Genomic DNA, 24,273 nt, shown 5'->3' with positions numbered 1-24,273 from the left:
GGGAGAGCAGCATGTCGACCACACTTCCGACCTCGGACCGTCCTATCTCCGAACACCCATCGCTGTGCCAGGTGGCCTTCTCCGTCATCGACCTCGCGCGCACCGAGCGGTGGTTCCGCGAAGGGCTCGGCTTCTGGCCGGCAGGTGGGGCACGAGCGGCGATGCGCGGCCCGCTGGCGTCGGCGGTGCAGGGCCTTCCGCGCGTCGCCTCGACCTGCTGGTGGCTGGTCGGCCGCAACGAGTGGTTTCAGCTTGAGATGTTCCAGTTCGAGCGCCCGTTGGCACGGCTGATGCCGCCCGACCGGACGCCGAATGACATCGGGTACTCGCGCATCGGTGTCTGGGTCGCCGACTTCGACGAGACCCTGATTCGGCTGGCGCAGCTCGCCTCACCGCCGCTCACCACCCCGGTCGGCCCACCCGGTGCGCGACGAGCCTGCGTGCGCAACCCCGACGGCGTCTTCGTCGAGATCACGGAGGACGACCCGCTGGGCGGCACCGCAGGGGATGCTGACCGGGCGACATGTCCGGTCGCGCTGCGGTCGGTCACCCTGTCGGTGCCGGATCTCGCCCGCTCGGCCGCGTTCTTCGACGGACTTGGCCTCGCCCGCTCGGCCGCCGCGCTGCGCGCACCCGAGCACGAGTCGTTGTGGGGTCTGCCAGGGGCGCAGACCCAGAGCGCCGTGTACCTCGCCGGGGACGTCCTGGTGGAGGTCGTCCAGTACCTCGATCCGGTCGGGCGGGACCGCCCCGCGGATCACCGGATCTCCGATCAAGGCATACTCAACATCGCCTTCGGCGCGCGCTCGCGACGCGACCACGACGACCTTTACCAACGGGCATGCCGTGCCGGAGCGGTGCCGAACAGCAAGCCGCGTCACCTGCCCGGCGCCGGCGTCGTCTACGTCAATGATCCTCAGCAGTTCTCCGTCGAGCTGCTGTGGATGTCGGCGAAGTCCGACAAGCACTGGGGATTCACCGCGAAGCCGGCCGACCGGCGACCGAAGGCCGACACCCACGCCATCGAGCAGGCGGTGCGTATCGCCGCACCCGTCCAGGCCACCTGGGACGTCATCACCGACCACGACAACATGGCCAGTTGGCTCGGCATCGGCTCGGCGAGACGTGTCGTCGACGGCACGCCCGGGCTAGACGGCCGCGGATCGCAACGGCTGCTGAAGCTGCCCGGGACAACAGCGACAGAACAGGTCGTGACCTTCGAGCCACCGACCACATATCGCTACCGTGAGATCAATGGGTCGCCGTTCGTCTGCCACCAGGGCGAGATCTCGCTTCGCGCGGATGGAGACGAGACGGAGCTCACCTGGACGATCCGCTTCAGGGCAAGGGTAGTTGGCAGCGGACACCTGCTGCGCATCGGACTGTCCGTTGCGCTCGGACGCGTGCTGCGCTCCGGTCTGAAGCCGCACGTCGAAGTCGGTCACGCAACGCATGCGGGGCACATGACTTCGCCAGGGGACGGCCCGTCAGCGCCGACACGATGACCGCAGCGGCCTACTCCGACCGGGTACGGCGGCGGGGTCGTCGCGGTCGGCCGCCCCTACGCCATACGGGCTTGCGGTCGGCGGCGACGACGGCATCGTGCACGTCCTGCGATCGTTGCTGGCCAAGATAGCGGTCCAGTTGCCGGCCCAACAGTCCGCGCCGGGCATCGACGGCAGGGGGCGGCGGGGGAGCCGAGGAGCGTGCAGGGGTCTGTGTCATGACGGTCCACCTTCTCTGTTGAATTGAATAAGCGCTTGCTCGGCCGTTGGTCCGGGCTTATTCCCGAGGGGACTGGGTGTCGCACGGAAAGGGCTATGCGCTTCAGTCGCGCGATCCGCTCGGCTGAAGCCCGGGTGCGGCCGTGAAAGCCACAGCCTCCGCGAGCGCGAAGCAGACGCGGTTCAGCTCGATGAATGGAACTGCGGCGCGGTCAATGTCTGCGGCACCTGCGAGGCGACGAGATGCCGCGAGTGCTGTCGAACGTGCCGATCGGACGGGCTCAGCGCACCGAAGACCAGATCGGCCTTCGACGTACGTAAGCCTTTGGCATACCCAAGCGCGAACATCGGGCCGGGTACGCCGTCGGGCGTTCTCCTCAGTGCGGCGACGTGATCGGCAATCCGCACCGGGGTATCGAGCGCGCCAGACAGTAGTGTTCTCTGCCCAGACACTGCCGACCTCCCCTGCTCGCGTTCCGGCGACGTGGAGCGTGCTGCGGCGTCGGGCTGAGCGGTCGTATAGGCTTTGTGGAAAGCTAACGTGAATCGCGTTACACTACGATTCATGGCAGCAGAGGTCAAGAGCCCAGAACCCGTGGATTCGCTCAGCTCCGGGACGGGACCGGCCAAGCCCGGTCGCCGCCGGAAGCCGGTCCAGGCCCGCAGTCGCGAGACCGTGGAGCGGATCCTCGACGCCGCGGCCGTTCTCCTGGAAGAGGGTGGCGTCGAGGCCGTCACAACCCGCGCCATTTCCGAGCGCGCAGGCATCTCCGCGCCCTCGCTCTACCGCTTCTTCGCCGACCGTGATCAGATCCTCGACGCGCTGATGGAACAGCACCTCGAGCGACTCAGTGCCTTCCTCGCCGAGGACGAGGAGGGCTGGACGGCCTCGTCACTCGCAGAGCTCGTCGGACGCGAACTCGACTCGTTCGCCGCCTACTTCAAGGCCAACCACAACGCCGCCCGGCTGTGGCTGGACGGGCGCGTCTCGCCGACGGTGCGGGCGGCGGTGCTGCGCAACCAGCGACGGACCGCCGAGCGGCTGCACGGCTTGGCCGTAGCGGCTGACCTGCTCGCCCCGGAGACCGATCTGCTGGTCTTCGTGATGGCGGTCGAGCTGGGCGACCGAATCCTGGACGTGGCCTTCCGGGAGCGCCGCGATCCCGACCCTGACGTGATCCGCCACGGCCGGATCGCGCTTACCGCCTACCTGGAAGCCGCGCTGCGGCCGTAAACCCAAACCGCCCGGCCACGGACGACGGGCACGGCGCCATCCCACCACCTGACGCCGGTACTCCGCCGACCACGGACGCCCCGCCCACTCCATGTCGGCGATGCGCGCGCAAGTCGGCGGTCCGCTCCGCCGTGCCGAACTTGGCGGAGACGTGGGGGGAGGCGGGCCTGCCATTCACGGAATCGATCAGCTGGCGCCCCGCATGAGTAGCGACTCGCCGGCCCGCATCCCCTCGCTTGTGTGCCGCCGTGCGCAGTCGAACCTCGATCGGCATTTGAGCACAGAACCACCGTGTGTCCCGTCCGGACCCGCGGGGGCGTACACCGAATGTGAGCTGGAGTCCCTGCGATCGAGCCGCTCGGTTAGAGGTCTCGTAGGGTGGTTTTAAGCATTTCGTCTCGTAATGACGGGATCAGGCGGATGGGTTCACTGAGTACATCCCCGACGCGTTCCGGGGCGGGGTTTCCCGACTTCGGCCGGATGGCCACGTTTTTCCTGGACCACCAGGGCATGGTGACGGCGTGGAGCGCCGCTGCGGAGAAGCTCCTGGGCTACGGCACCACCGAGACCGTGGGCCGACCGGCGGCCGAGTTGTGGCCGGAAGTCTTCCCGGGACTCCTCACCGAGGCACGGGAGGGCAGGGGAGTCGACTGCGCTCGGCGTTACAGCGTGTCCAACGTCCGTTGGCAGGGGCGTCGCCTGGAGGTCGCGTTCCTGGCCTTCCCCCTCGCGTCAGACATGCCTGCAGGCAGGGGATCCATGATCCTCGCCGTTGCCGAGCCCCCGATGCGACGTAAGGAGGACCAGGCGATCCTGAACGGGCTGTTCAGCCAGTCGCCGATCGGCGTGGCCGTCTACGACACCGAGCTACGCCTCGTGCGGATGAACGCCGCCCTGGAACGCATACAGGGATTGCCGTCGGAAGCCGTCCTTGGCCGGCGGCTCAGCGAGCTTCTCCCCGAAATGGACACCGCGGCAATCGAGAGCCGACTTCGGAGGGTCCTGAAGACCGGAGTGCCGATGGTCGACGCCGTACACCGTGGTCGTACCCCCGCCGACCCCGGCCGAGACCACGTCTGGAACGTTTCGTCCTTCGCCCTGACCGGACCAGACGGCCGAACACTCGGGGTCACCGACGCCGTCATCGATATCACCGACCGCTACCGAGCCCGCGAACGCCTGGCGTTCCTGGACGAGGCCGCCGCGCGCATCGGGACCACGCTCGACGTGACCCGAACTGCCGAAGAACTCGTCGACGTCCTCGTCCCGCGCCTCGCCGACCTCGCTGCGATCGACCTCCTGGACGGGGTCACCGTCGGCGAGGAACCTCAGCCCCCCGCTTCCGGCAGCCTCGCCCTGCGCCTCGCGGCACGCAAGGCGTCGAGCCCGGCATTCATCGAGGGACTGAGACGGGTCGGAGAGCTCCAGGACTTCCCCGCCGGCTCGCCCTACGCTCAAAGCCTCATCGACGCGCACCCCCAGCTGGTCCCGGTCGTCGACGCGAACGCGGACTGGATTCGAAATTCCCGAGACCCCCGCGTTCGCGCCCTCCTTGAGCACGGGGCTCACTCCCTGATCCTCGTCCCGCTGCGTGCCCGAGACGTCACATTGGGCTTCGTCCACCTGTACCGGATGGTGCCTGCAGAGGCCTTCGAACATGATGACCTCCTGCTGACCCAAGATCTTGTCGCCCGTGCCGCGCTTTGTGTGGACAACGCCCGCCGCTACACCCGCGAGCACACCGCCGCCGTCGCCCTCCGCGAGAGCTTGCTGCCACGCCAGGTGCCGGAACAGAGCGCCCTGGACGTTGCGCACTGCTTGATCTCGGCGCGGGCCCATCCCGGCGTGAACGGCGCCTGGTTCGGCGCGGTCCGGCTCTCCAGCGCCCGCGTCGCACTCGCGGTCGGCGACGTACCCGGCACCGGTCTCCAAGCCGCCACCTCCATGGGACTGTTTCTGGCCGCCGGCCGAACCCTTGCAGAGCTCGACCTGGCCCCCGACGAGCTGCTCTCCCGACTCGACGACATGGTGCCCCGCCTGACCGAGGGGGAACACGCCACGGCACTGGCACCCGTTGTGGAGAGTCTCGTCGGCGCGACCTGCCTATACCTGGTTTACGACCCCGTCTCGCGCCGCTGCACGATGGCCAGCGCCGGCCATCCCCCACCCGTCATCGTCGACCCGGCCGGGCGCTTCCACGTCCCAGAGCTACCGTCCAACAAGCCTCTGGGCGTGGGCAATGCTGTCTTCGAGCCCCTCGCCATCGAACTTGCCGAAGGCAGCACACTGTTGCTGTCCACCCATAGCCTCGCGCGCGCCTGCCGTACGGACCCAACGCTGCCCGCCCGCCTCAGGGCCCTCCTTAGCGAGCCCGGGCGGACTCTAGACGACTCGTGCCAGGCCATAGCCGACATCGTCCAGCCGCACCTCGCGACCCAGGACGACCTGGCCCTGCTGCTCGTTCGCACGCGCTCGCTGCCCGCCGAGCGCGTCGCCACCTGGGATCTGCCCTGCGACCCCGCCGTCGTCGCCACCACTCGCTCACTTGTTCTGCGGCAACTCGACCAGTGGGACCTCGGGCACCTCGCCTTCACCACCGAGCTCATCATTAGCGAACTCGTCACCAATGCCATCCGCTACGGCAAAGAGCCCCTCCAGCTCCGACTCATCCACGACCAGACGCTGATCTGCGAGGTCAGCGACGCCAGTAGCACCTCACCGCACATCCGCCGCGCCACCCCCGCGGACGAGGGCGGGAGAGGGCTGTTCCTCGTCGCGCAGTGCTCCCACAGCTGGGGCACCCGTTACGGCGCCACCGGCAAGACCATCTGGGTCGAACAACTCCTCGCCCCCACTTGGGACACCCTCGACCTGGACGAAGAACCCGAGGGCTCCCCAACGGAACCGCTCTGCATCACCGACGAGACATTGGGTCTGACCGCTGTTTGACGTTGAGCACAAATCGGACGCCACCCGACTACGCCGAATCCCTGGATCGAACTGCGCGACGTCTTGGACGCGCTCCTCTATGCCAACCGTACGGGAATCCAATGGAATTACCTCCGCACGACTTCCCTAATCACCGTGTACGCCTACTACGCGGCCTGGCGCGACGAGGGAATATTCGCCCAGCTCTGCGCCTCAACTACTGCGTCCTGGGCGTCGGCCTTCGAAGCTGCCCCAAGCATGCCCGTCGGTCACGCCGCCGTTTCCTGGAAACACCAAGCTCCCCGACAGACTCAAGTTTTAGGACTTGTCCCTCTGCTTCCTTTTCTTCTGCCCGGGTAATCTTCGACAGCAGGCTGGATCGCCTGTTGGCACTACCGCCTTTCGAAACAGGCGTCAGATCCCTTCGGGCAAGGTTTGGGCACGGCTGCCTGCTGACCTGGCGTAGCTACAAACCCGCGACGCCGTCATCTGGCTATGCTTTGGGACAGCGTCGCTGGTTCTGGGCCGGACACTCCGAGATCGATCACTGGAGATCCGTCCCATGGCCTTTGAGCTTCCCGAGGACATCGGTTCCCTCAACGACGATGAGTTGGCCGAGTCCCTCGACGAGGCTCGCGCCGCATTTGCGGCCCTCTCGGCAGAGAACACGATCGACGACCAGGGCATGACGCGGATGCGCGCCCTCGCCACCGGCGTCCAGGACATCCGTCAGGAGCAGGCCAACCGCCTCCAGGCCGCGCAGCAGGCCGCCACCGAGATCGAGCAGCTCGCCGCGCCGGTGCGTGGTGACGACGCGGACGCCGAGCCGGTCGAGGAGACCCCGGCAGAGACCACCGCCGCCGCCGACCCGGAGCCCGAGCCCCTCGTCGAGGCACCGGTGCAGCCGCCGGCCACCGCCACCGCGTCCCTGGTCGCCCGCCCGGCCCTGAACCTGTCGAATGTGCGGCGGCACCAGCCGCGCGGCCTGCCCGAGCCGCCCGCACCAACCACCTCCGTTACCGCGGCGGTCGACGTCCCCGGCTACACCCCAGGCAGCTCGCTCGGCTTCGGCGAGATCACCGCGGGCATCATCAGCCGCGCCAACGCCCTCAAGACCGCCGGTGGCGGTGTCGGCCAGGTGATCAGCTACCGGCACCCGTACCCCGAGGACCTCATCGTCACCGACTCCTCGAGCGCACCCGAGGGCACGAACGTCGCGCTGCGGGCGTCGGACCAGAACCGCCTGCCGCAGGGCAACCTCGTAGACTCCGGCGGCTGGTGCGCCCCCTCCGAGACGGTCTACGAGCTCACGTCCGTGTCCTGCCCGGACATGCTGTGGGACGCCCCCGAGATCCAGCTCGCGCGCGGCGGCCTGCGCGACTACAAGACGCCGTCCCTGGACGTCGCGGCGATGACATGGCTCCACACCGAAGCCGACGACATCTCCGGTGCCACGAAGCCCTGCTTCCGGATCCCCTGCCCGGACCCGGTCGAGGTCCGCTGCGACGCGGTCGGCGTCTGCCTCGAAACAGGCATCCTGACCCAACGCCACTTCCCCGAGCTCGTCTCCTGGCACCTCCGCAACTCCATGGTCGCCCACGAAATCCGGCTCCGACAGGTCCTGTTCGCCCAAGCCATCGCGTCGGCCACCCCGGTCACCCTGCCCGCGAAGTTCGGCGCGCTCTCCCCGGTGTTCGCCGCCGTCGCCCTCCAGGCCGCCGACATGATCGAGCGCCACAGCTTCTGTGACTCGATCTCACTGGAAGTCGTCTTCCCCTGGTGGTCGCGGAACCTGTTCCTCGCCGACCTGCCCCGCCGAAACGGCGTTGCGCAGGCTCCGTTTTGCGGTGTGCCGCTCCGGCACGGTCTCGGGGCTGCGGATGCTCAGGGTGCACCAGGCGGTGACGAGGTAGGAGACCGCGTCCGCGGCGACCGCGCGAGCCGCGCCGATCACGTCGATGGGCGCTCCTGCGAGGGCCGGACCGCCGATGTCGGCCAGCGTGTTGGCACTGGCCAGTTTGGCGTTTGCCTCCATGAGCCGGTGTGACGGCAGGAGATGCGGGATGTAGGACAGGCTCGCGGCCATGCCCACGACGTGGCAGGAGCCGACCACGAACGCCGCGACCCACAGCTGCATCAGGGTCAGCCTGCCGAAGGATGCGGCCAGGGGGATCGATCCCATCGCTGCCGCGCAGGCCGGGCTCGTCGTCATCATCAGGGGCCGTTTGCGGACGCGGTCGCACCAGGCACCGGCCGGCAGCGAGAACAGCAGGGGCGGCGTCTTCTGCACGGCCGCCAGGACGGCGGCCTGCCACGTCGTGGCGTTCAGGCTCACGACCGCGACCAGGGGGATGGCGACCGAGCTGAGCGAGGAGCCCAGCACGTCGCCTGCCTGGCCCGTCCAGTAGAGGCGGAAGTCGCGGTGGCGCCACAGACTCGAGTCTGCGTTGGATGTCATGCCAGGCCGTCCACCGTCGTCGTGGTCGGTGTGCCGAGGGTGAAGGGCGTGAAGTGCGCGGGTGTGTGGTCGATGGGCAGGTCGGGACGCCAGGCGGTGAGGATCTGGGCGCTGCACACGAACAAGCCGCCTGGAAGCTGATCGAGAGGGTGCCAGGCCCAGTCGCCAACGCTCTCGTCCGGCTGGGTGGCCGGCTGTCCCCGCCAGGCGTGGACGAGCGCGCCGACGGTGACCCGCAGGACTCCTTCGACATGGTCGACGAGCGTGCCCAGGAGCCTGACGTCCCCGGGTCGCGCGATCAGACCGGTCTCCTCACCGAGTTCGCGGACCACCGCAGCTTCGAAGGACTCCCCGGCCTCGACAGTTCCGCCCGGAAGTTCGAGGGTGCCGCGACGATGACGGCCCAACATGATTCCCTGCTCACTGAGGAGGATCGCTCCGACACCGACGGCCGCGTGCGCCACCGGCGGTCTGATGCTGCGGGGGCGGCTGGAAACCCGTGCCGGCCGGTCGGGCAGGCGCCGAGCGCGGATGAGCTGCTGGATGACCGGGGCGTTCTCGTCAGGGTGATGCAGCAGGTCGATGGCCTCGACGCGGAAGCCGCACTCCGTGAGCAGGTCCTCCCACAGCTGCGGCGCCAAGACCCACATCTGAGTCGGCAAGGGCGGATCGTCACGCAGCAGAATCATCTGCTCGCGCGGCGCCACCTCCGTGGACGGCCCGCGGCCGTGCAGGTCAGTGTGCAGGAGCGAGAGGATCAGCGGCGCGCCGGGACGCAGCCCGTCGCGCAGCGCCGGCAGCACACGGTGCGGGTCGATGAACCCCAGCGTGCCGATGGCGTACGCGGCATCGAACGGCTCGACCCCGGCCAGGTACTCAGCTACATCCCCTTGTGTGAACTCCACACCCTCAACATCCGCGTGGCTGGAGGCGGCGCGTTCGTGCTGGGTCGGGGACAGCTCGATTCCAGTGACGCGAGCGCCGTGAGCCTGTACGAGATGGACGGCGTGATGGCCGGCCCCGGAACCGATGTCCAGGACGCGGCGGCCGATCATGTCACCAAGGACTTCAGCTCCCGGTCCGACCCCCTCCCAGGGCGCCCAGGACATCCGGTCGGGAATGGGCGGCGTGTAGGCGCGGGCCAATTGGCGCTGGCCGTAGACCTTCCAGGCGTGGGTGTTGATGTCCTCGACGGGCACGATGCCTCCTCGGTGGGCGTGATGCGGATCAGGTGTGCGTGATGAGGTAGGTGGGGCCCTCGCCGCGCCGGGCTCGTTCGATGGCGTCGAGACGGGCGAAGGCGCGGGGCGCCATCAACTCCTGCCAGTCGGCCATGTCGTGCACGGCCCACATGTCGTGCTCGGCGGGATCGAGGCGGATCCGCTGCAGCTGGTCTGAGGTCAGCCGGCCTCCGTCGAAGATGAAACCCACCTTGTTCAGCGGCATGCGGGGCCCGGCGTGCAGGAAGTGCGTGAGGAGCAGCCTCGGTGTCTCCAGGCCGAGTTCGAGGCCGGTCTCTTCGACCGCTTCGCGCCGGGCGGTCTGGAGCGGGTCCTCTCCTTGGGCGTCGAGGTTTCCGCCCGGGAACTGCCAGAGCCGCGAGCCGTAGACTGAACGTAGCTGTACCGGCCGGTCGTGCTCGTCACGGACGTACAGGCAGCCGTACACCGTGTGGTGGGGAACGGTCTGTGCGTACTGCGAGGGAGTCATCGGCATGAGGCGTCCGGGCCGGGCAGGGCGGTGGTCGAACTCGAAGGCGAGGGGGCCGAGCGCCTCCTTGGCCGGCGGGTAGATGGCGCGGAGGTTGAGCAGGAGGTCCTCGCGCGGTCCGTCCGGGTCGATACGGGTGGCATCCTCCGCGCTGAGCAGAGCCTCGAACGAGGCGTACGGGGTGATCCGCTTCACGATGATGTCGAGTTCCCGGTCGCTGTCCCGGTCCTGGAAGACGACGGCGTCCCCCACCCCGACGGCCGCCTTCTCCGGCGTGGCGACGCGGACCTCGATCGTCTTGCGCCCGGACTCCACCTGCCCGTAGGAGCGGCCCATGAGGTGGAAGTGATGCTCGCGCCGCGCGGCAGCTTCTTCCCCGTTGTGCGCATGCGACGGGGTGCGCTGTGCCGCGACGTGCGGTGTGGCCTCGTTCTGGCGCGGCCCACGCAGGACGAGGAAGACCAGCCCGTCGGCATCGTGCCGCTCGGCAGCCGCCCAGCGACTCTGCAGGCGGGCAACTTCGTCCTCGACCAGGGCGATACCGCGTCGCTCAGTGGGAGTGTCGGCGGCGAGCGGCGTGATGAGGACGAGGGCACCGCCTGGCCGCAGCCGACGGCCCAGCGCGCTCAAGGTGCGGTCGAGGGAGGTCAGGAACGGAGCGACGAAGCGCAGGGTGATCAGGTCATAGCCGTCGGCGTTCAACGAGGCCCCGTCGTCTTCCTCGACGTCGAGACGGAGCCAGCGAGCAGCTTCACCCTGGCGGGTGCGCGCTTCGGTGAGGGCGGTTTCGGACCAGTCGATGGCGTCCACGGTGTAGCCGGATGAGGCCAGGTGAGCGGCGAGTTCGCCGGTTCCACACCCGACATCGAGAGCCAGGGCCTCGGCGTCAGGCGGTAGATGTGTGGCGAGCAGCGTGCGTTCGTCGCTGGTGAGCGGCCGATAGCGGCGCCCTTCGGTATAACCGCGGTCCCATTCGTCCTGCGTGGTGAACATGTGCGAAGGCACGCCCTCTCGTTAGCAGTTCTGGCAACGGCAGGGCGGCTGACTCCACTGGTAGCCGCCCGGAGCCGGTCGTCCGGATGTAGACCCCGTCAGGACCAGCCCATGGGGACGTAGAAGGTGCCGTTGGAGATGGCCTCCAAGGCGACGCGCGTGTACTCGACGATGGGCTCGGGCAGCGCATCCAGCGGCCACCAGCACCACTCGGTGCAGCACTCCGGTTCACGTACGACAGGCTCGCCCTCCCAGCGGGAGGGAGCGAAGAACAGCCCCATGCGCGGGATCGTGCTCCCGGGGTCGAGCAGGTCGAGGACGTGGAGGAGTGACAAGTCGCTCTGCGGGATGCGGAGTCCGGTCTCTTCCTCCGTTTCCCGGACCATGCAGGTGACGGCGGATTCCATGTCTTCGCGGTGGCCGGCGGGAAGGTGCCAGGTCGAGGGGGCGAAGGCACTGTCCGGGTGGCGCTTGCCCAGAAGGACGGCCCCGTCACGGATGAGGACGAGGTGGGCGCCGACGATGCTGCGGCTGCGGTGATCGCGCGGCTCGCGGACTTCCACCACAGGAAGCGTTGCGTCCTGGCGCCCACCGGGCTGGTCCGCGTTGTGGTGGGCGTGCAGGACCGCGGCGGCGCCGGGGTCCATGGTCATCTCGTCGATTTCCTCGATATGGGTCCAGCGAAGCTGGATGCCCTCGCGGAGTTCGATCTCGTGCGCGGGGGTGTTCAGCGTGCCGTGGTAGGCGCGCACGCGGCCCTTGAAGGCCCCGCTCGCATCCAGGGTGTCCAGCGTGACGAAGCCGGTCAGGTCCGGGATGACGAGTCCGATCTCCTCATCGAGTTCCCGGGCGATGGCTTCGTCGCAGGTCTCGCCCTTCTCGGTGTGTCCGCCGAGCAGGGCCCAGTGTCCCGGGCGCCAGATCGGTTTGTGCGCCGAGCGAAGGTGGAGCAGGTAGCGGCCGTCGTCGTCGGTAAGCAGGGCCGCGGTACCGGGAATCGTCGGCCAGTCGATCGCGACGAGGGTGTGCTTCTTGACGAACACGTGCGGAGCACCGGTCGCGGGCGTGGGGCTGTTGTCGTCCAGGGGGCGGATGGTGATGCGCGGGCAGAGGGCGGCGCGGTGGTTGCGCTGCCAGTGCTGGACCTGCTCGGCCATCTCCTTCGCGGCAAGGTGGCCGTGGGGACCGTAGCCGTGGACGACGAACTCGTACAGGCCCTTGCCGTCGTCTCCGTCGGAGAAACGCTCGGTGGCCAGCCGCGCGAGGGAGGCACCGCGGACGATCGCGGCGCCGGGCCAGTGCTTGGGCGGTGGGTTCAGGACCCCGTTGTCGCCGTCGGGGTCGACCGCAAGGCGGCAGAAGCCGGGCAGGGCGCCGGCCAGGTAGAGGGTGAGGGCGTCGAAGGGTTCCTGGCCGCCGACGGTGACGTGGGTGTGCGCCACGGTCGGTTCGCGAGTGAGGGCGGGGGCGAGCTGGTCGACGGGCAGCGGGGCGCCGTCCTCCCAAGACAGGTGGACGCCGGTGCCAGGGACGCTGCGCCGGTTCGCGTTCCAGGCGCCGTCACCCTGCATGGCGACGAACCCGCAGACAATGAGCGGCTCGTCGCTGTGCAGGACCCTGTCGTGCTGGGTGAATCCGATGGCCCAGTGGTAGCCGTGCAGGCGGAGCGGGGCGACGAGGCGTCCGCCGTCGGTGAGAGCGTCGGTCCAGGGCAGGTCCCAGGTGTCGACGGTGACCAGGATGGCGTCGAAGCCGCCGTCCGGCACGATGCCGGCGGGCAGGTGCTCGGCGTCCGCAGTGACCACGTGCACGTGGTCGTATCCGGTCTGGGCCAGGAAGCGGGTGGCGCGGTCGGTGACGGCCGGATCGATGTCCAGGGTGGTGACGCTGCCGGTCGGGCCCACGAGTTCGGCCATGAGGGCGGCGTTGTAGCCGCCGGAGCCGATCTCCAGGACACGGTGGCCTGGCCGGATGCGGGCGGCTTCGAGCATGTCGGCCTGCAGCCAGGGCGCAGAGATGGAGCTGATGATGCTGCCGTCGTCGCTGTGACGGGTGGCGACGATGTCGTTGGCGTACGCCTTCTGGACCGGTACTTCGGGGGCGAAGGCGTGCCGGGGCACGGCACGCAGGGCGTTGTCGACCGCAGGGGTGCGGATGTGGCCGGCATCGGCGAGCTGGTCGGCCAGCTGGTGGCGCAGGGCGCGTGCTTCATCGAGGTCGGTGGTGGGCGGTGTCGTCACGGCGGGCCTTTCGGGCGAGCGGGTCATGCGGGGTCCGAGACGGGGGGTGCGGCGGGGTTCGGGATGCTGGCGGTGGGGGCGTACTGGGCAGCTTGTGTGTCGAACATGGCGGCGTACCGGCCACGCGTGGCGATGAGTTCGTCATGTGTGCCGTGTTCGGCGAGGTGTCCTTGGCTGAGCACGTAGATGTGGTCGGCGTGGCGGACGCCGGACATGCGGTGGGTGACCAGGACGACGGCCCGGTTCGGGGCGGCGAGGCGGCGGATGCGGTCGAAGGCTTCGATCTCGGCTTCGGGGTCCAGGGCGGAGGTGGGCTCGTCGACGATGAGGATGCTGTCCGCCTGCGATGTTGAGCTGCGCCAGTGGGTGCGGGCGAGGCCCACTTTCTGCCATTCACCGCCGGAGAGTTCGATGGCTCCGCGGAACATGCGGCCGAGCATGCTGTGCAGGCCGTTGGGGAGTTTGGCGGTGATGGGCCCCGCTCCGGCGTAGTCGACGGATGTCTGCAGGTCGGGGGTCGAGGCGTCGTGGCCGGGGCGGCCGATGCGGATGTTCATCGCGGCAGTTAGGGGCCAGCGTTGGAAGTCCTGGGTGAGAAGGGAGACGCGGTCGAAGACCTGGGAGCGTTCCATCTCGGTGATGTCTGACTCACCCCATTTCACGGTTCCGTCGTGGGGGAGCAGCAGCCCGGACAGGATCTTCATCAACGTGCTTTTGCCGGAGCCGTTCTCGCCCACCACGGCGGTGACCGACCCCATGGGGAAGGTGAGCGTCACGTCGTCCAGGGCCGGTGCGTCGCGGTCGGGATACCGGTAGGTGACGTGCTCCAAGGAGATCTGCTTGACCTGGGCAGGGACGGGACTGCCGGTCTGCGGGATGGCGCGTTGGGTGGCATCGACCAGGAACTGTCCGTGATCCCTGACGTAGAGGGACTCTTCGTGCAGCTGGTTGATGTTCATCACCAGGGCGCCCAGGCTCGCTGACCCGGTCCGTACCGCGATCACGGCGGTGCCGGCGACGGCTAGGCTCATGTGCCCGGCGACGATCAGCCAGATCATGCTTCCGTAGGTGGCGGCCATCGCTAGCCCGGACAGTGCGGAGGCGACCCATTCGGTGATGGCTTTGCTGGAGGCCAGGCGTTCCTGTTCCGCTTCTGCGCTCGCGGCCATGCGCCGGTACCGGTCGAGGAGGAAGGGGCCGACGGCGTGGATACGTACTTCTTGGGCGGCCGTTCGCTCGGTGAGGAGGTTGCCGATGAGGCGGCTGGCCCGCAGGTGCTCGATCCAGCTCATCATCGACACGTAGCGTTCCTGTGCCACCCGCATGGCGCCCCAACCGCGGGGTGCTGCGATGACCAGCAGCATGGGCAGCAGTGCCGCGTGCAAGACAGTGAGCACACCGGCCGTGGCGATCAACGAGATGGTGCTGTTCAGTGCGGAGACGCAGGCGCCGATCATGCGGCGCGCGGAGGCGGGCCCGTACTGGGCGACGTCGATCAGGCGGCGGAAGTCCGGATCGTCAATCGCTTCGAGTTCGACGGCGGTCGCTGCGGCCAGGTATTGCGTCGTGGCGATCCGCTCGACGAGCGGTTCGAGGCGTCCGGCCCGAGAGGTCGACCAGCCGGCCAAGGCGGAGTTCACGACGGCGACACCTGCAGCGGCGAGCAGGCCCGGCAGGAGCGCGTGCAGCCGCTCGGCAGTATCTCCGGCCCCCAGGAGCGCGTGCATGACCGCGTTGATTGCAAGTAGGCCGACTGCGGCGGCGATGCCCTGGCCGAGTTCGCTGATCGCCACCGCCAGGAGCGCGCGGCGGTCCGCGCTCCAGGCCATCCGCAGGGTGGCGCTGACGAGTCTGGGCATCTGACGCAACGCTGACCGCATGGTCAAGTCCAGGCCCGCATGCTCGTGTTGGGACCAGCCCATGTCGTAGCGCAGTGGCCCACCGAAGAGTTCGCGTTCTGCGTCGGAGACCTGAGGCTCGGCCATGCGGACCTTGCCGAAGAATCGCCTCACTGGCTGCCTCCCTGCGTCGGCCAGTTCAGAGCCCGGTAGGACGGGCCGTGGGTGAGCATGTGGAAGATGTGGGTGGTGTAGGGGTGGCAGTCCGGCGGGGGCTTCTCCATCGGTACCCCCAGCCCTTCGTGCTTGTTCGGCTCGGCGTTGCGCGGCTCGCCCGTCCAGGACTGGGCGACGAACACAGCGGTGATCCTGTCCAAGCCACCGCCAGGTTCGTGGTGGTGGATGAGGCCGCAGAACTCCTGCTGGTCAGCGCTGATGCGGACCCCCGTCTCTTCTTTCGCTTCGCGCCGTGCGGCGCGATCGAGCGGTTCGCCGGCTTCGAGATGGCCGCCCACGACGGTGAGTTGTCCCGGTGCGAGGGCCGCGTCCGGCTTGCGGCGCACGCACAGGGCGGCACCGTTGGCACGGAGTAGGACCTGGGCCACGTCAGAGATCAGCAGGTGAGGCGCGTCGCTCACAGACGGCCCTCCTGCATCAGGCATTCGACAGTGCGCCGGCCGCGCGCGGTCACGAGCGGGTCGCCGTGCAGGGGGCCGTAGGCGAGGGCGCTGGCGGCGTCAGCTGCAGCGAACGCTGTCAGCGCCCGTTCCTCTGTCTCGGACAGAGGCCGGCCGTACCCCTCGAACAGGGCGGTTCGCAGTTCGGGGTGGTCCGGCCACAGTGAGGTGGCGAGTTTGACGAAGTCGGTGACGAGAGGGCCCGGTTCGCTGCGCTCGAAATCGATCAACGCGCAGCGTCGGCCGTTCCACAGCAGGTTGCGCTCGCAGAAGTCCCCGTGCCTCCACCCAGCCGGTAGCGGTCCGCAGCCGGGCAGCGCGCTCACCAGGCGCTGCAGCGTGTCGGCTTCCGCGGCGGACAGGTGGTCGGCAGCCTCCGCGAGGTGCTTGTCCAGGCCGGCCACCGTGTTCTCGACGACTCTGGCGGCTTCAGGCTGGACCAGGGGGCCGGTCATTGCGTCGTGGAAGCGGCGCAGGAGCTGGCCGGCTTGCCGGTGGGCAACGCGGCGGCGCGCGGGTGACTCCTGTTCCTTCAACGGCTCGCCGTCCACAGCGGTAAGGATCAGGGCGAGCAGCTCTGCAGAACTGTCACGCAGCACCGGGGCGTTGGCGTGGCCGAGGTGAGGAACGGCCACCCGGTAGGCGCAGGTCTCGCGCGTATACAGGATCGGCTTGGGCGCCACTTTCACGTAGTGGTCGCCGACCGGTCCGGTCACCCTCCACACCTGGGAGTTGTCGCGGGCATGCGAGGCGTCCCGCACACAGTTCAAGGGGCCCAGCACGCTCTCCACCCAGGTGGCGAGGGAGGAGGGAAGACGAGTGGATTCCGTCATGCCAGGTACCTCGTATCCGGTCGTGACCCCTCGGCGAGCAGGGCGGCGCGGTCGGAGGTGATGCGAGGGTTGGTGCCCGAGGAGACAGCGGTGTTCTCGAACGCAGGATGAACGAGGGCAGGGCGGCGTACGGGCTGCATGGGGACTCCTCGGGGCGAGATGCGGACAGGTGCTCGGGTAACGGAGGTTCTGCTGTCGCCGTAACGGGTGGGGGCGGGCGAAATCTAGAACTCGATTTCGAATACCGGACCCTCTCCTTGTGCGGCCGAGTGCAGCGGGCTGTGATGCTGTGTTCGATCACTCATGTGGGTTGCGGTAATTCCTCCGGGGGTTTGCCGGGTGCCGCCTGGTTGGTCATGGCGCAGCGAGCTCCGGTCGGAGGGCGACGGCGTCGCGGAGGAAGCTGCGCTTCGAGTAGAAGGTGTGCTCGGTCGCCCAGTCGTGAATGGCGAGGTACTCGCAGAGCCAGTTGTCGACCCTCCATCTCGATGAGGACCTCGCCCTGGTCGTGGTCGAGGATGCTGCGCGAGCGTAGGTTCTCAAGCTCGCACTGGGAGAGCACTACTTCGGGTGCCGCCAGGAGGGCGCAGCGGTCGAGGAAGATGCCGTAGACGTGTCCGGTGCGCATCGACTCGCACTGGATGTCGTAGCGGACGCGTTGGAAGGGCGGCACAGCCCGGACCTGGAGGCCCAAATCTTCGCCCAGGTACGCCTCGAAGCGGTCGGGGGTGATGTCGAGACCGGGAGTCAGTTCGTCGCGGCGGGCGAAGGCGTCCTCCGTGAACCACTTCCGTTTGAGCATGTGCCCGGCGGTGACGGTGGGGATGAAGGAGGCGTGGCCGATCTCGGACTCGGGGCCGGTGACGTCGAACAGGTGGTTCTCGGTGTGGTGGATCTGGAACTCTTCCCGGTACTCCGGGCGGCTGCCTTCCAGTTCGCCGTCGCGCAGTGCCTTGAGCCGTTCAGATCTCCGGCAGGCCGGGATCTCGTTCTGGCTCTGCTCCGGAGTGGACCCGGCCGAATGCGCCTGCCGCGCCGGCCAGAGCATCGAGGTTCTCTTTCGCCACTACGCCAAGTTCCTCGACGGCCTTCGAGAGCAGGCGAACCGCCTCATCGAGCAATCCACGAACGTGTGGCAGCGCGTCAGCCAAGGTGACACACCCGAGGGCTGAACCGGGGTTTGGTCCGTGACTGGCCCGGAAGCACTGGTCGGGAGGAGTACAGCAGTGGGAGGGCATAGGAGCCAGCGCGCAAGCCGGGCTCGGTCGAGAGCGGGCTGAGTGAAAGGCGCCTGACGGGTGAAAGCCCAGGTCAGGCGCCTTTTCTCGTGCGTCTAGAAGAAGCCCAGCTTCTTCGGCGAGTACGACACCAGCAGATTCTTCGTCTGCTGGTAGTGCTCCAGCATCATCTTGTGGTTCTCCCTGCCGATCCCGGACTGCTTGTAGCCGCCGAAGGCCGCATGAGCGGGGTAGGCGTGGTAGCAGTTCGTCCAGACCCGGCCTGCCTGGATCGCGCGGCCCGCGCGGTATGCGGTGTTGATGTCCCGGGTCCAGACGCCTGCACCGAGGCCGTACAGCGTGTCGTTCGCCGTGCTGATCGCGTCGTCGAAGTCCGAGAAGGACGTCACCGCGACGACCGGGCCGAAGATCTCCTCCTGGAAGACCCGCATCCGGTTGTCACCCTCGAAGATGGTCGGCTGGACGTAGTAGCCGCCTGCCAGCTCGCCGTCGTACTCGATCTTCTGACCGCCCGACAGGACCTTCGCACCCTCCTGCTGGCCGATGTCCAGATAGGAGAGGATCTTCTGCAGCTGGTCGTTGGAGGCCTGCGCGCCGATCATGGTGTCCGTGTCCAGCGGGTGGCCCGGCACGATCTTCTCGGTGCGGGCGATGCCTGCCTCCAGGAACTCGCTGTAGTGGCCACGCTGGATCAGCGCACGCGACGGACAGGTGCACACCTCGCCCTGATTGAGGGCGAACATCGTGAACCCTTCGAGGGCCTTGTCGCGGAAGTCGTCGTTCTCCGACCAGACGTCGTCGAAGAAGATGTTCGGGGACTTGCCACCCAGCTCCAGCGTCACCGGCTTGATGTTCTCGGAGGCGTACTGCATGATCAGCCGGCCGGTCGTGGTCTCGCCGGTGAAGGCGATCTTCGCGACGCGCGGGCTGGAGGCGAGCGGCTTACCGGCCTCCGCGCCGAAGCCGTTGACGATGTTGACGACACCCGGCGGCAGCAGATCGGCGACCAGGCTCAGCCACACATGGATGGAAGCCGGGGTCTGCTCCGCCGGCTTGAGGACCACCGCGTTGCCCGCGGCGAGCGCAGGGGCCAGCTTCCAGGTCGCCATCAGGATCGGGAAGTTCCACGGAATGATCTGAGCGACCACGCCGAGCGGTTCGTGGAAGTGGTACGCCACGGTGTCGTCGTCGATCTCGCTGAGCGAGCCCTCCTGGGCCCGCAGCGCACCCGCGAAGTACCGGAAGTGGTCGATGGCGAGCGGGATGTCGGCGGCCAGCGTCTCCCGCACCGGCTTGCCGTTGTCCCAGCTCTCGGCGACCGCCAGCTCCTCCAGATGCGCCTCCATCCGGTCGGCGATCCGGTTGAGGACCGAAGCGCGCTCACCGGCGGCCGTGGCTCCCCAGGCGGGGGCGGCGGCGTGTGCCGCGTCCAGGGCGAGTTCGATGTCCTCGGCGGTGCCGCGGGCGATCTCGGTGAACGGGCGGCCGTTGACAGGGCTCGGGTTCTCGAAGTACTGGCCGCGGACCGGCGGAACGTAAGCGCCGCCGATCCAGTGGTCATAGCGGGACTCGTACGAGACGATGGCGCCCTCGGTGCCCGGCGCAGCGTAACGGGTCATCTCTGTGGCCTCCCGGATCCGGTGCCGCCCGCCGTTGGACGGCCCTCGGCGCGAGGCTAGGCAGCGCAACGTTGCAAGCCCGTTGCGCGCGGTCGTGCGGGGCGCCGCGGCACCGGCCCGTTCGGCCGGGCAGTTCTACCGCTGTTCGGCGTCGAGCTCACGCGCCCTGGCCAGCAGCGCCGGCCGCTGCCCGGGCGGAGCTGCCGCGGCCAGCGCCTGCCACACCGGGAGGTCTTCCTCGCCCCACGGGCTGTACGCCCAGTCCGCCAGCAGTCCCGGGTCACCCCGCGCGATCAGCGAGGCCCGCAGCTGATCGTCGAGTCGGCGCCGCAGCCGGGCGACGGACGGAGCCTGTGAACCGGGCAGCAACGGCCCCGCGTACGCGCTGAGCGCCGCCGCCACCGCACCGGACGCGAGCCTGCGCGCCACGTTGTCGAAGTCGGCGTCGACCGGGGCGGCGAACCGGTACGGGCGGGAGAGCAGCAGTTCGGGGCCGAGGAGCCTTCGCAGCCGGGAGAGTTCGGCCCGCAGCGTCACCGGGGTCACCGACTCGTCCTCGTACAGCTCGATGAGAAGTTCGTCGCCGCCCAGGCCCTCCGGATGGCGGGCCAGCGTCACCAGTATCTCGCTGTGCCGCCTGCTGAGCTGGATCTTGCGGCCGCCCGCGACGAGCAGTGCCTCGTCCCGGCCGAGCGCGCTGAGCTGTACGGACTCCCGCGCGGGCGAGGGCGCGAGCAGAGCGAGCTGGGACTCGGCCGCGCGCGCCACCGCCTGGACGAACGCCAGACTGTGCGGGTGCGCGAGCCCGTTTCCACCGGTGATGTCGACGGCGCCCAGCACCCGCCCTGTGCGCGGATCGTGGAGTGGCGCCGCGGCGCAGGTCCACTGCTGCACTGGACGCAGGAAGTGCTCGGCGGCGAACACCTGCACCGGCCGGTCCACCGCGATCGCCGTCCCCGGTGCGTTCGTCCCCGCCACGGACTCGGACCAGCGGGCACCCTCCACGAAGTTCATCCGCCCCGCGCGCCGCCGCGTCGTCTCGTGTCCTTCGACCCAGAGCAGCCTGCCGTGCGCGTCGCACACCGCGAGGAGATGCTCTCCGTCGGTGGCGTACGCACTCATCAGTTCACGGATCACCGGCATGGCGCGGGCCAGCGGATGTCCCTCCCGGTACGGTCCGAGCTCGTCCGCGCCCAGCTCCACCTGGGCCGCACCGTCCGGACTGACCCGGGCCCGGGCGGAACGCCGCCACGACTCGCCGACCACGGATCGTACCGGCAGCTCCAGCCGGCCCGCGGTGGTGAACACCTCGTGTGCGTGACGCAGTTCGCCGAGCCGTTCGACGACGTCCGTATCGGCGGTCAGGGCTACCCAGGGGTCAGTCAACTCACCCTCCCGTCCAAGGGATGTCGTGCACCCCCATCGTCGTCGCAGCCGGGCTCTGCGACAACCTCGGTGCGGAGAGTAGTCACACGGGACTTCGGTTCAGCCGGCGCTGAAGAGGTTGACGAGGCGGATGTAGCGCACCCAGTCCCAGTTGGGTCCGGGATCGGTGTGATCGGTGCCCGGTACCTCGGCGTGTCCGAGGATGTGCTCACGGTCCTTGGGGATGCCGTAGCGGTCACAGACCGACGCGGTCAGCAGCGCCGACTGCTCGTACAGGGCGTTGGTGAAGTACGCCGGCTGGTCCACCCAGCCCTCGTGCTCGATGCCGACACTGCGGGTGTTGTAGTCCCAATTTCCCGCGTGCCAGGCGATGTCCTGTTCCCGGACGCACTGCGCGACGTACCCGTCGGCCGAACGCACCACATAGTGGGCGGACACTTGTTTCGCCGGATTCTGGAAGATCCCGATCGCGTCCGAGAACATCTCCTGCGTGACATGGATGATCACGTACTGCACCGGATACGCCGAAGGGCGCATCGAGGCCGTGTAGTTGACGGCGGAGGCGGGCGTCCAGTGTGCGAGCGGATAGTCGGTGGAGCCCGCCGTGGACGAGGCCATGGCGCGGGTGGAGGCCGGGAGCAGAGCGGCGGCTGCCGTCGCCGCGGCGCCTTGAAGGATCCTTCTGCGGTGCATGAACGCTCCTGTGGGGGCGGGATCAAGCGGTGGGCAGTAGGGCGGCAGTCTCCCGCAGATGACGGTGCAGCCCACGATGAGGATCGCCCGCAGGCAGCCAATTCTTGCGGATCTTCGCCACACAGGTGTAGTTGGTGTCGCAGACATTCGCCAACGGAGCTTCGCCGGCCTGGCTGATCAGCTGGTACGCATCGAGCTCGGAGAGCCCGTAGTCGCGTGCCAGCCACTGCACCAGGTCCAACTGTGAAATACGGAAGGCGTCTTCGAGGGGGCGGGCGGAGCCGGTGGAGATCAGATGGGTGTCCGACTCGATCCGCGGCCACGGCGTCGCGACACCCTTCAGCAGCTCGACCAGCACCACCGTGTTCATCGCGCACTCCACCGCGACCCCACACGTCTCGCCCTCACCCTGCCGGGCATGGCCATCGCCGAGACTCAACAGCGCACCTTCGACATTGACCCCCAGATAGCAGGTGACGCCGGCCCGCATCTCGGGCGTGTCCATGTTTCCGCCGTGCGCGTCCGGCACCAGCGCGGAACGCACCTCCAGATTGGCCGGAGCCACCCCGACCGTGCCGTGCATCGGATCCATCGGCAGCTCCACCTGGATGTCGCTGTCGCGGGCGCTGAAGAGACAGGTGCGGCGGGCCCGGTCGAGCTGCCACATCCAGACCACCTCGGGCAGCGGGGCCTGCAGCGAAGCGGTCGTATGGGTGGAGGTGAGGGCGCCGAACAGCGGCACGGTCGTGGACGCCGCCCAATCCCTGGCCGGTTCGATCGAAACGAAGTGGACCGCGACGGTGTCGCCCGGCTCCGCCCCCACGACATGGAAAGGACCCGTCTGCGGGTTGAGGAACGGGAACTCGCAGACGGCGGAGACCAGGTCCTTCTCGGAGCGCACCCGGCCCGCGAAGCAGTCCTCCGTGTACACATCGAGGAAGGTTCCGGGCTCGATCCGGGCCACCGGCGCGGCACCGCCGAAGGTCCATGCGTACTCGCCCTCCTTGGGGCGAACCGTCAGGATCCGTGGGTCGCTCATCGCTGTTCTGCTCCTGCCTCGATGTCGACGACGGCCTCCGGGGCGGCCTCGTCCAGATGGATCCGACCAGTCTGTGCCACCCGCTCCGGATGTCTGCGCACCAGCACCACCAGCACACCGATACCGATGAGCATCCAGATGCCGACCACCGGACCGGCGTACGAGACCGGGGCACTGAGCTCCGAGACGAAGTCGAAGACCGGGATTCCGGCGGCCGTCAGCAGCGCCGGCACGAACGCCGCGATGCCCAGCACCGGGAAGAGGAGATGGAGCATGGGGTTGAACGCGTCGCGGCGCCGGCGCAGGAAGTACCCGGCGCAGGCGAGGTTCACGACGATGTACACACCGATGATCACGGTCACGATAATGGTGGCCAGCAGCACGAACGCGGTCACCGGGTCATAGCCGAAGCCGAGCCCGAGCGTCGCTCCGACCGCGATCACGAACTGCGCGGCCACTCCGGTGACGGGGGAGCGGCGGCGTGGATGGAGCCTGGCGAACGCCTGCGGGAACACTCCGATGCGCCCCAGTGCGAAGGCCGTACGCGTCGACACGTTCGCGCACGCGTTGGCGTTGGCCACGGTCGAGTTGACGACGGCGAGGAAGAGCAGTACCCAGAACAGCCCGAACGAGGCACGGGCCACGCCTTCCCATGACGCCGCCCCCGAAGCGCCGAATCCGGAGAATTTGTCCGGCCCGAAGTAGACGGACATCGCGTATGTGGTGAGGACGTACACCAGGCCGATGGACAGCGCGGCGCCGAGCACCGCCCGGCGCATCGTGCGCCGTGGGTTCTTCGTCTCCTCGGCGAGTGGCGCCGCCGCCTCGAAGCCCGCGAACGCCAGCACGGTGTAGACGGAGCCCGCGAAGATCCCGTTGATGCCGTCGAAGCCGTCCGCGGTGTGCGACGTGCCGAACACCGACAGGGTGTTGTCCGAGCCGGCCTGTCCGATCAGCATCACCGCGAAGGCGACGAAGACCAGCACCTCGAAGATGCCGAGTACGGTCCCGAAGCGGGCGGATGCCCGAACGCCGAAGTAGCCGGCGAGCGCGATGACGACCGCACCCAGCAGCGACCACGGCCACCACAGGTCCGCCGGGTACGACGACCACTCCTGGTGCAGGGTGCCCGCTGTCGTGAACCCGAGCTGGAGCAGCAGCAGCGCGGGCACCAGCGCCTCGACGAAGACATAGCCCCAGCCCACCAGGAAGCCGACGGCCGGGTGCAGGCCCTGTGCGGAGTACGTGGCGACCGAACCCGCCGCCGGCAGGTGGCGGGCCAGCTCCGCGACGCACGACGCGGTGAACAGACAGGCCACCAGCGCCACCAGCACGGAGAGCGGCAGACTGCCGCCGGCGAACGCGGCCCCGGACGGGATGGACGCGGCGATGGCGGCGGCGGGCGCCATCGCCGTGATGCTCTGGAAGAGAACTTCGCGCAGCCCGACGGCATCGCGCAGCAGTGTGGTTTCCGATTCCCCCGACACTCCGTGACTCCCTCTTGTCCGTTGACCGGAATGCGTTGTCCGATGTACGGCCGAGCGTCTCGCGCGCCCCACCGTACGACCGCGGCGTGGCTGGCGGAAGATGGCATGCGGCCGAAAATCGGTGGGGTGCAAGGGAGTTGGGGGAGTGGGGTGCGGTGTCCGGTGGGGCGGGGCCA

The 24,273-nt window shown here is 68.7% G+C and carries 20 protein-coding genes and 1 pseudogene; 5 read left to right on the top strand and 16 right to left on the bottom strand.

The features are described from left to right. The first annotated feature begins 11 nt into the window (after positions 1 to 11). Complete coding sequence (locus OHB49_RS03860; RefSeq protein WP_329157908.1) at positions 12 to 1,505, top strand: SRPBCC family protein; 1,494 nt, start codon at positions 12 to 14, stop codon at positions 1,503 to 1,505. Positions 1,506 to 1,515: 10 nt separating this feature from the next. Here OHB49_RS03860 and OHB49_RS03855 read toward each other — a convergent pair whose 3' ends face one another. Continuing rightward, positions 1,516 to 1,725, bottom strand: coding sequence for a hypothetical protein (locus tag OHB49_RS03855; protein WP_329157907.1), 210 nt, complete (start codon positions 1,723 to 1,725; stop codon positions 1,516 to 1,518). Between the two features lie 182 nt (positions 1,726 to 1,907). Further along, positions 1,908 to 2,177, bottom strand: a complete 270-nt coding sequence (locus tag OHB49_RS03850; RefSeq protein ID WP_329157905.1) for a hypothetical protein — start codon at positions 2,175 to 2,177, stop codon at positions 1,908 to 1,910. A gap of 112 nt (positions 2,178 to 2,289) precedes the next feature. On the opposite strand from OHB49_RS03850, the gene OHB49_RS03845 reads away from it, so the two are divergent. From OHB49_RS03845 to OHB49_RS03830, 4 genes and pseudogenes are all read left to right on the top strand, one after another. Further along, complete coding sequence (locus tag OHB49_RS03845) at positions 2,290 to 2,958, top strand: TetR/AcrR family transcriptional regulator (RefSeq protein WP_329157904.1); 669 nt, start codon at positions 2,290 to 2,292, stop codon at positions 2,956 to 2,958. 480 nt (positions 2,959 to 3,438) lie between these two features. Continuing rightward, positions 3,439 to 5,907 (top strand): SpoIIE family protein phosphatase, encoded by a 2,469-nt coding sequence (locus tag OHB49_RS03840; RefSeq protein ID WP_329157903.1) that lies wholly within the window; start codon positions 3,439 to 3,441, stop codon positions 5,905 to 5,907. 12 nt (positions 5,908 to 5,919) lie between these two features. Continuing rightward, positions 5,920 to 6,246, top strand: coding sequence for a transposase (locus OHB49_RS45765; protein WP_443079639.1), 327 nt, complete (start codon positions 5,920 to 5,922; stop codon positions 6,244 to 6,246). A 202-nt stretch (positions 6,247 to 6,448) separates the two neighbouring features. Next, positions 6,449 to 7,705 (top strand): annotated as a pseudogene (locus OHB49_RS03830) (major capsid protein); the annotation flags it as partial. Here the strand turns inward: OHB49_RS03830 and OHB49_RS45760 are convergent. From OHB49_RS45760 to OHB49_RS03760, 14 genes are all read right to left on the bottom strand, one after another. Continuing rightward, positions 7,643 to 8,344 carry an MFS transporter gene (locus OHB49_RS45760; protein ID WP_443079484.1) on the bottom strand — a complete coding sequence of 234 codons (702 nt, stop codon included), beginning with the start codon at positions 8,342 to 8,344 and terminating at the stop codon, positions 7,643 to 7,645. The pseudogene OHB49_RS03830 and the gene OHB49_RS45760 sit on opposite strands and share 63 nt — an antisense overlap. Beyond that, a complete protein-coding gene (locus OHB49_RS03820) occupies positions 8,341 to 9,543 on the bottom strand; it encodes a bifunctional class I SAM-dependent methyltransferase/NUDIX hydrolase (RefSeq protein WP_329157897.1) in 1,203 nt (400 codons plus the stop codon). The genes OHB49_RS45760 and OHB49_RS03820 overlap by 4 nt, the downstream gene beginning before the upstream one ends. Positions 9,544 to 9,571: 28 nt before the next feature. Next, a complete protein-coding gene (locus OHB49_RS03815; RefSeq protein WP_329157895.1) occupies positions 9,572 to 11,059 on the bottom strand; it encodes a methyltransferase in 1,488 nt (495 codons plus the stop codon). 86 nt (positions 11,060 to 11,145) lie between these two features. Further along, positions 11,146 to 13,314, bottom strand: a complete 2,169-nt coding sequence (gene fxlM, locus OHB49_RS03810) for a methyltransferase, FxLD system (protein ID WP_329157894.1) — start codon at positions 13,312 to 13,314, stop codon at positions 11,146 to 11,148. Next, a complete protein-coding gene (locus OHB49_RS03805; RefSeq protein WP_329157893.1) occupies positions 13,311 to 15,299 on the bottom strand; it encodes an ABC transporter ATP-binding protein in 1,989 nt (662 codons plus the stop codon). The genes fxlM and OHB49_RS03805 overlap by 4 nt, the downstream gene beginning before the upstream one ends. Further along, entirely contained in the window at positions 15,296 to 15,763 is a 468-nt protein-coding gene (locus OHB49_RS03800; protein ID WP_329157891.1) for an NUDIX domain-containing protein, read from the bottom strand. The genes OHB49_RS03805 and OHB49_RS03800 overlap by 4 nt, the downstream gene beginning before the upstream one ends. Then, entirely contained in the window at positions 15,760 to 16,635 is an 876-nt protein-coding gene (locus OHB49_RS03795; protein WP_329157890.1) for an aminoglycoside phosphotransferase family protein, read from the bottom strand. The genes OHB49_RS03800 and OHB49_RS03795 overlap by 4 nt, the downstream gene beginning before the upstream one ends. After that, entirely contained in the window at positions 16,632 to 16,775 is a 144-nt protein-coding gene (locus OHB49_RS03790; protein ID WP_329157889.1) for a hypothetical protein, read from the bottom strand. The genes OHB49_RS03795 and OHB49_RS03790 overlap by 4 nt, the downstream gene beginning before the upstream one ends. Before the next feature lie 161 nt (positions 16,776 to 16,936). Then, a complete protein-coding gene (locus OHB49_RS03785) occupies positions 16,937 to 17,683 on the bottom strand; it encodes a hypothetical protein (protein WP_329157888.1) in 747 nt (248 codons plus the stop codon). Positions 17,684 to 17,968: 285 nt separating this feature from the next. After that, entirely contained in the window at positions 17,969 to 19,492 is a 1,524-nt protein-coding gene (exaC, locus tag OHB49_RS03780) for an acetaldehyde dehydrogenase ExaC (RefSeq protein WP_329157887.1), read from the bottom strand. A gap of 135 nt (positions 19,493 to 19,627) precedes the next feature. Further along, positions 19,628 to 20,878: a GAF domain-containing protein gene (locus OHB49_RS03775; protein ID WP_329157885.1), complete on the bottom strand. Its 1,251-nt coding sequence runs from the start codon at positions 20,876 to 20,878 to the stop codon at positions 19,628 to 19,630. Positions 20,879 to 20,977: 99 nt separating this feature from the next. After that, entirely contained in the window at positions 20,978 to 21,571 is a 594-nt protein-coding gene (locus OHB49_RS03770; protein ID WP_030978591.1) for an N-acetylmuramoyl-L-alanine amidase, read from the bottom strand. 22 nt (positions 21,572 to 21,593) lie between these two features. Beyond that, the gene (locus OHB49_RS03765; RefSeq protein ID WP_329157882.1) at positions 21,594 to 22,610 is read right to left on the bottom strand and encodes an acetamidase/formamidase family protein; all 1,017 of its coding nucleotides are present in this window, start codon (positions 22,608 to 22,610) and stop codon (positions 21,594 to 21,596) included. Next, on the bottom strand, positions 22,607 to 24,097 hold the full coding sequence (locus OHB49_RS03760; protein WP_329157881.1) for an APC family permease: 1,491 nt from the start codon (positions 24,095 to 24,097) through the stop codon (positions 22,607 to 22,609). Before OHB49_RS03760 ends, OHB49_RS03765 begins: the two co-directional genes overlap by 4 nt. Positions 24,098 to 24,273: the final 176 nt, after the last annotated feature.

This window comes from Streptomyces sp. NBC_01717 (genome assembly GCF_036248255.1).
In the GTDB taxonomy this organism is placed as follows: domain Bacteria; phylum Actinomycetota; class Actinomycetes; order Streptomycetales; family Streptomycetaceae; genus Streptomyces.
Note: the sequence above shows the minus strand (reverse complement) of the source record. Positions and strands in the feature narration are given on the sequence as shown.

Bases quoted from the DNA above. Each gene is read 5' to 3' on its own strand.
- OHB49_RS03860 (WP_329157908.1), top strand. From the start codon at position 12: ATGTCGACCACACTTCCGACCTCGGACCGTCCTATCTCCGAACACCCA.
- OHB49_RS03855 (WP_329157907.1), bottom strand. From the start codon at position 1,725: ATGACACAGACCCCTGCACGCTCCTCGGCTCCCCCGCCGCCCCCTGCC.
- OHB49_RS03845 (WP_329157904.1), top strand. From the start codon at position 2,290: ATGGCAGCAGAGGTCAAGAGCCCAGAACCCGTGGATTCGCTCAGCTCC.
- OHB49_RS03840 (WP_329157903.1), top strand. From the start codon at position 3,439: ATGGCCACGTTTTTCCTGGACCACCAGGGCATGGTGACGGCGTGGAGC.
- OHB49_RS45760 (WP_443079484.1), bottom strand. From the start codon at position 8,344: ATGACATCCAACGCAGACTCGAGTCTGTGGCGCCACCGCGACTTCCGC.
- fxlM (WP_329157894.1), bottom strand. From the start codon at position 13,314: ATGACCCGCTCGCCCGAAAGGCCCGCCGTGACGACACCGCCCACCACC.
- OHB49_RS03795 (WP_329157890.1), bottom strand. From the start codon at position 16,635: ATGACGGAATCCACTCGTCTTCCCTCCTCCCTCGCCACCTGGGTGGAG.
- OHB49_RS03790 (WP_329157889.1), bottom strand. From the start codon at position 16,775: ATGCAGCCCGTACGCCGCCCTGCCCTCGTTCATCCTGCGTTCGAGAAC.
- OHB49_RS03785 (WP_329157888.1), bottom strand. From the start codon at position 17,683: ATGCTCTGGCCGGCGCGGCAGGCGCATTCGGCCGGGTCCACTCCGGAG.
- exaC (WP_329157887.1), bottom strand. From the start codon at position 19,492: ATGACCCGTTACGCTGCGCCGGGCACCGAGGGCGCCATCGTCTCGTAC.
- OHB49_RS03770 (WP_030978591.1), bottom strand. From the start codon at position 21,571: ATGCACCGCAGAAGGATCCTTCAAGGCGCCGCGGCGACGGCAGCCGCC.
- OHB49_RS03765 (WP_329157882.1), bottom strand. From the start codon at position 22,610: ATGAGCGACCCACGGATCCTGACGGTTCGCCCCAAGGAGGGCGAGTAC.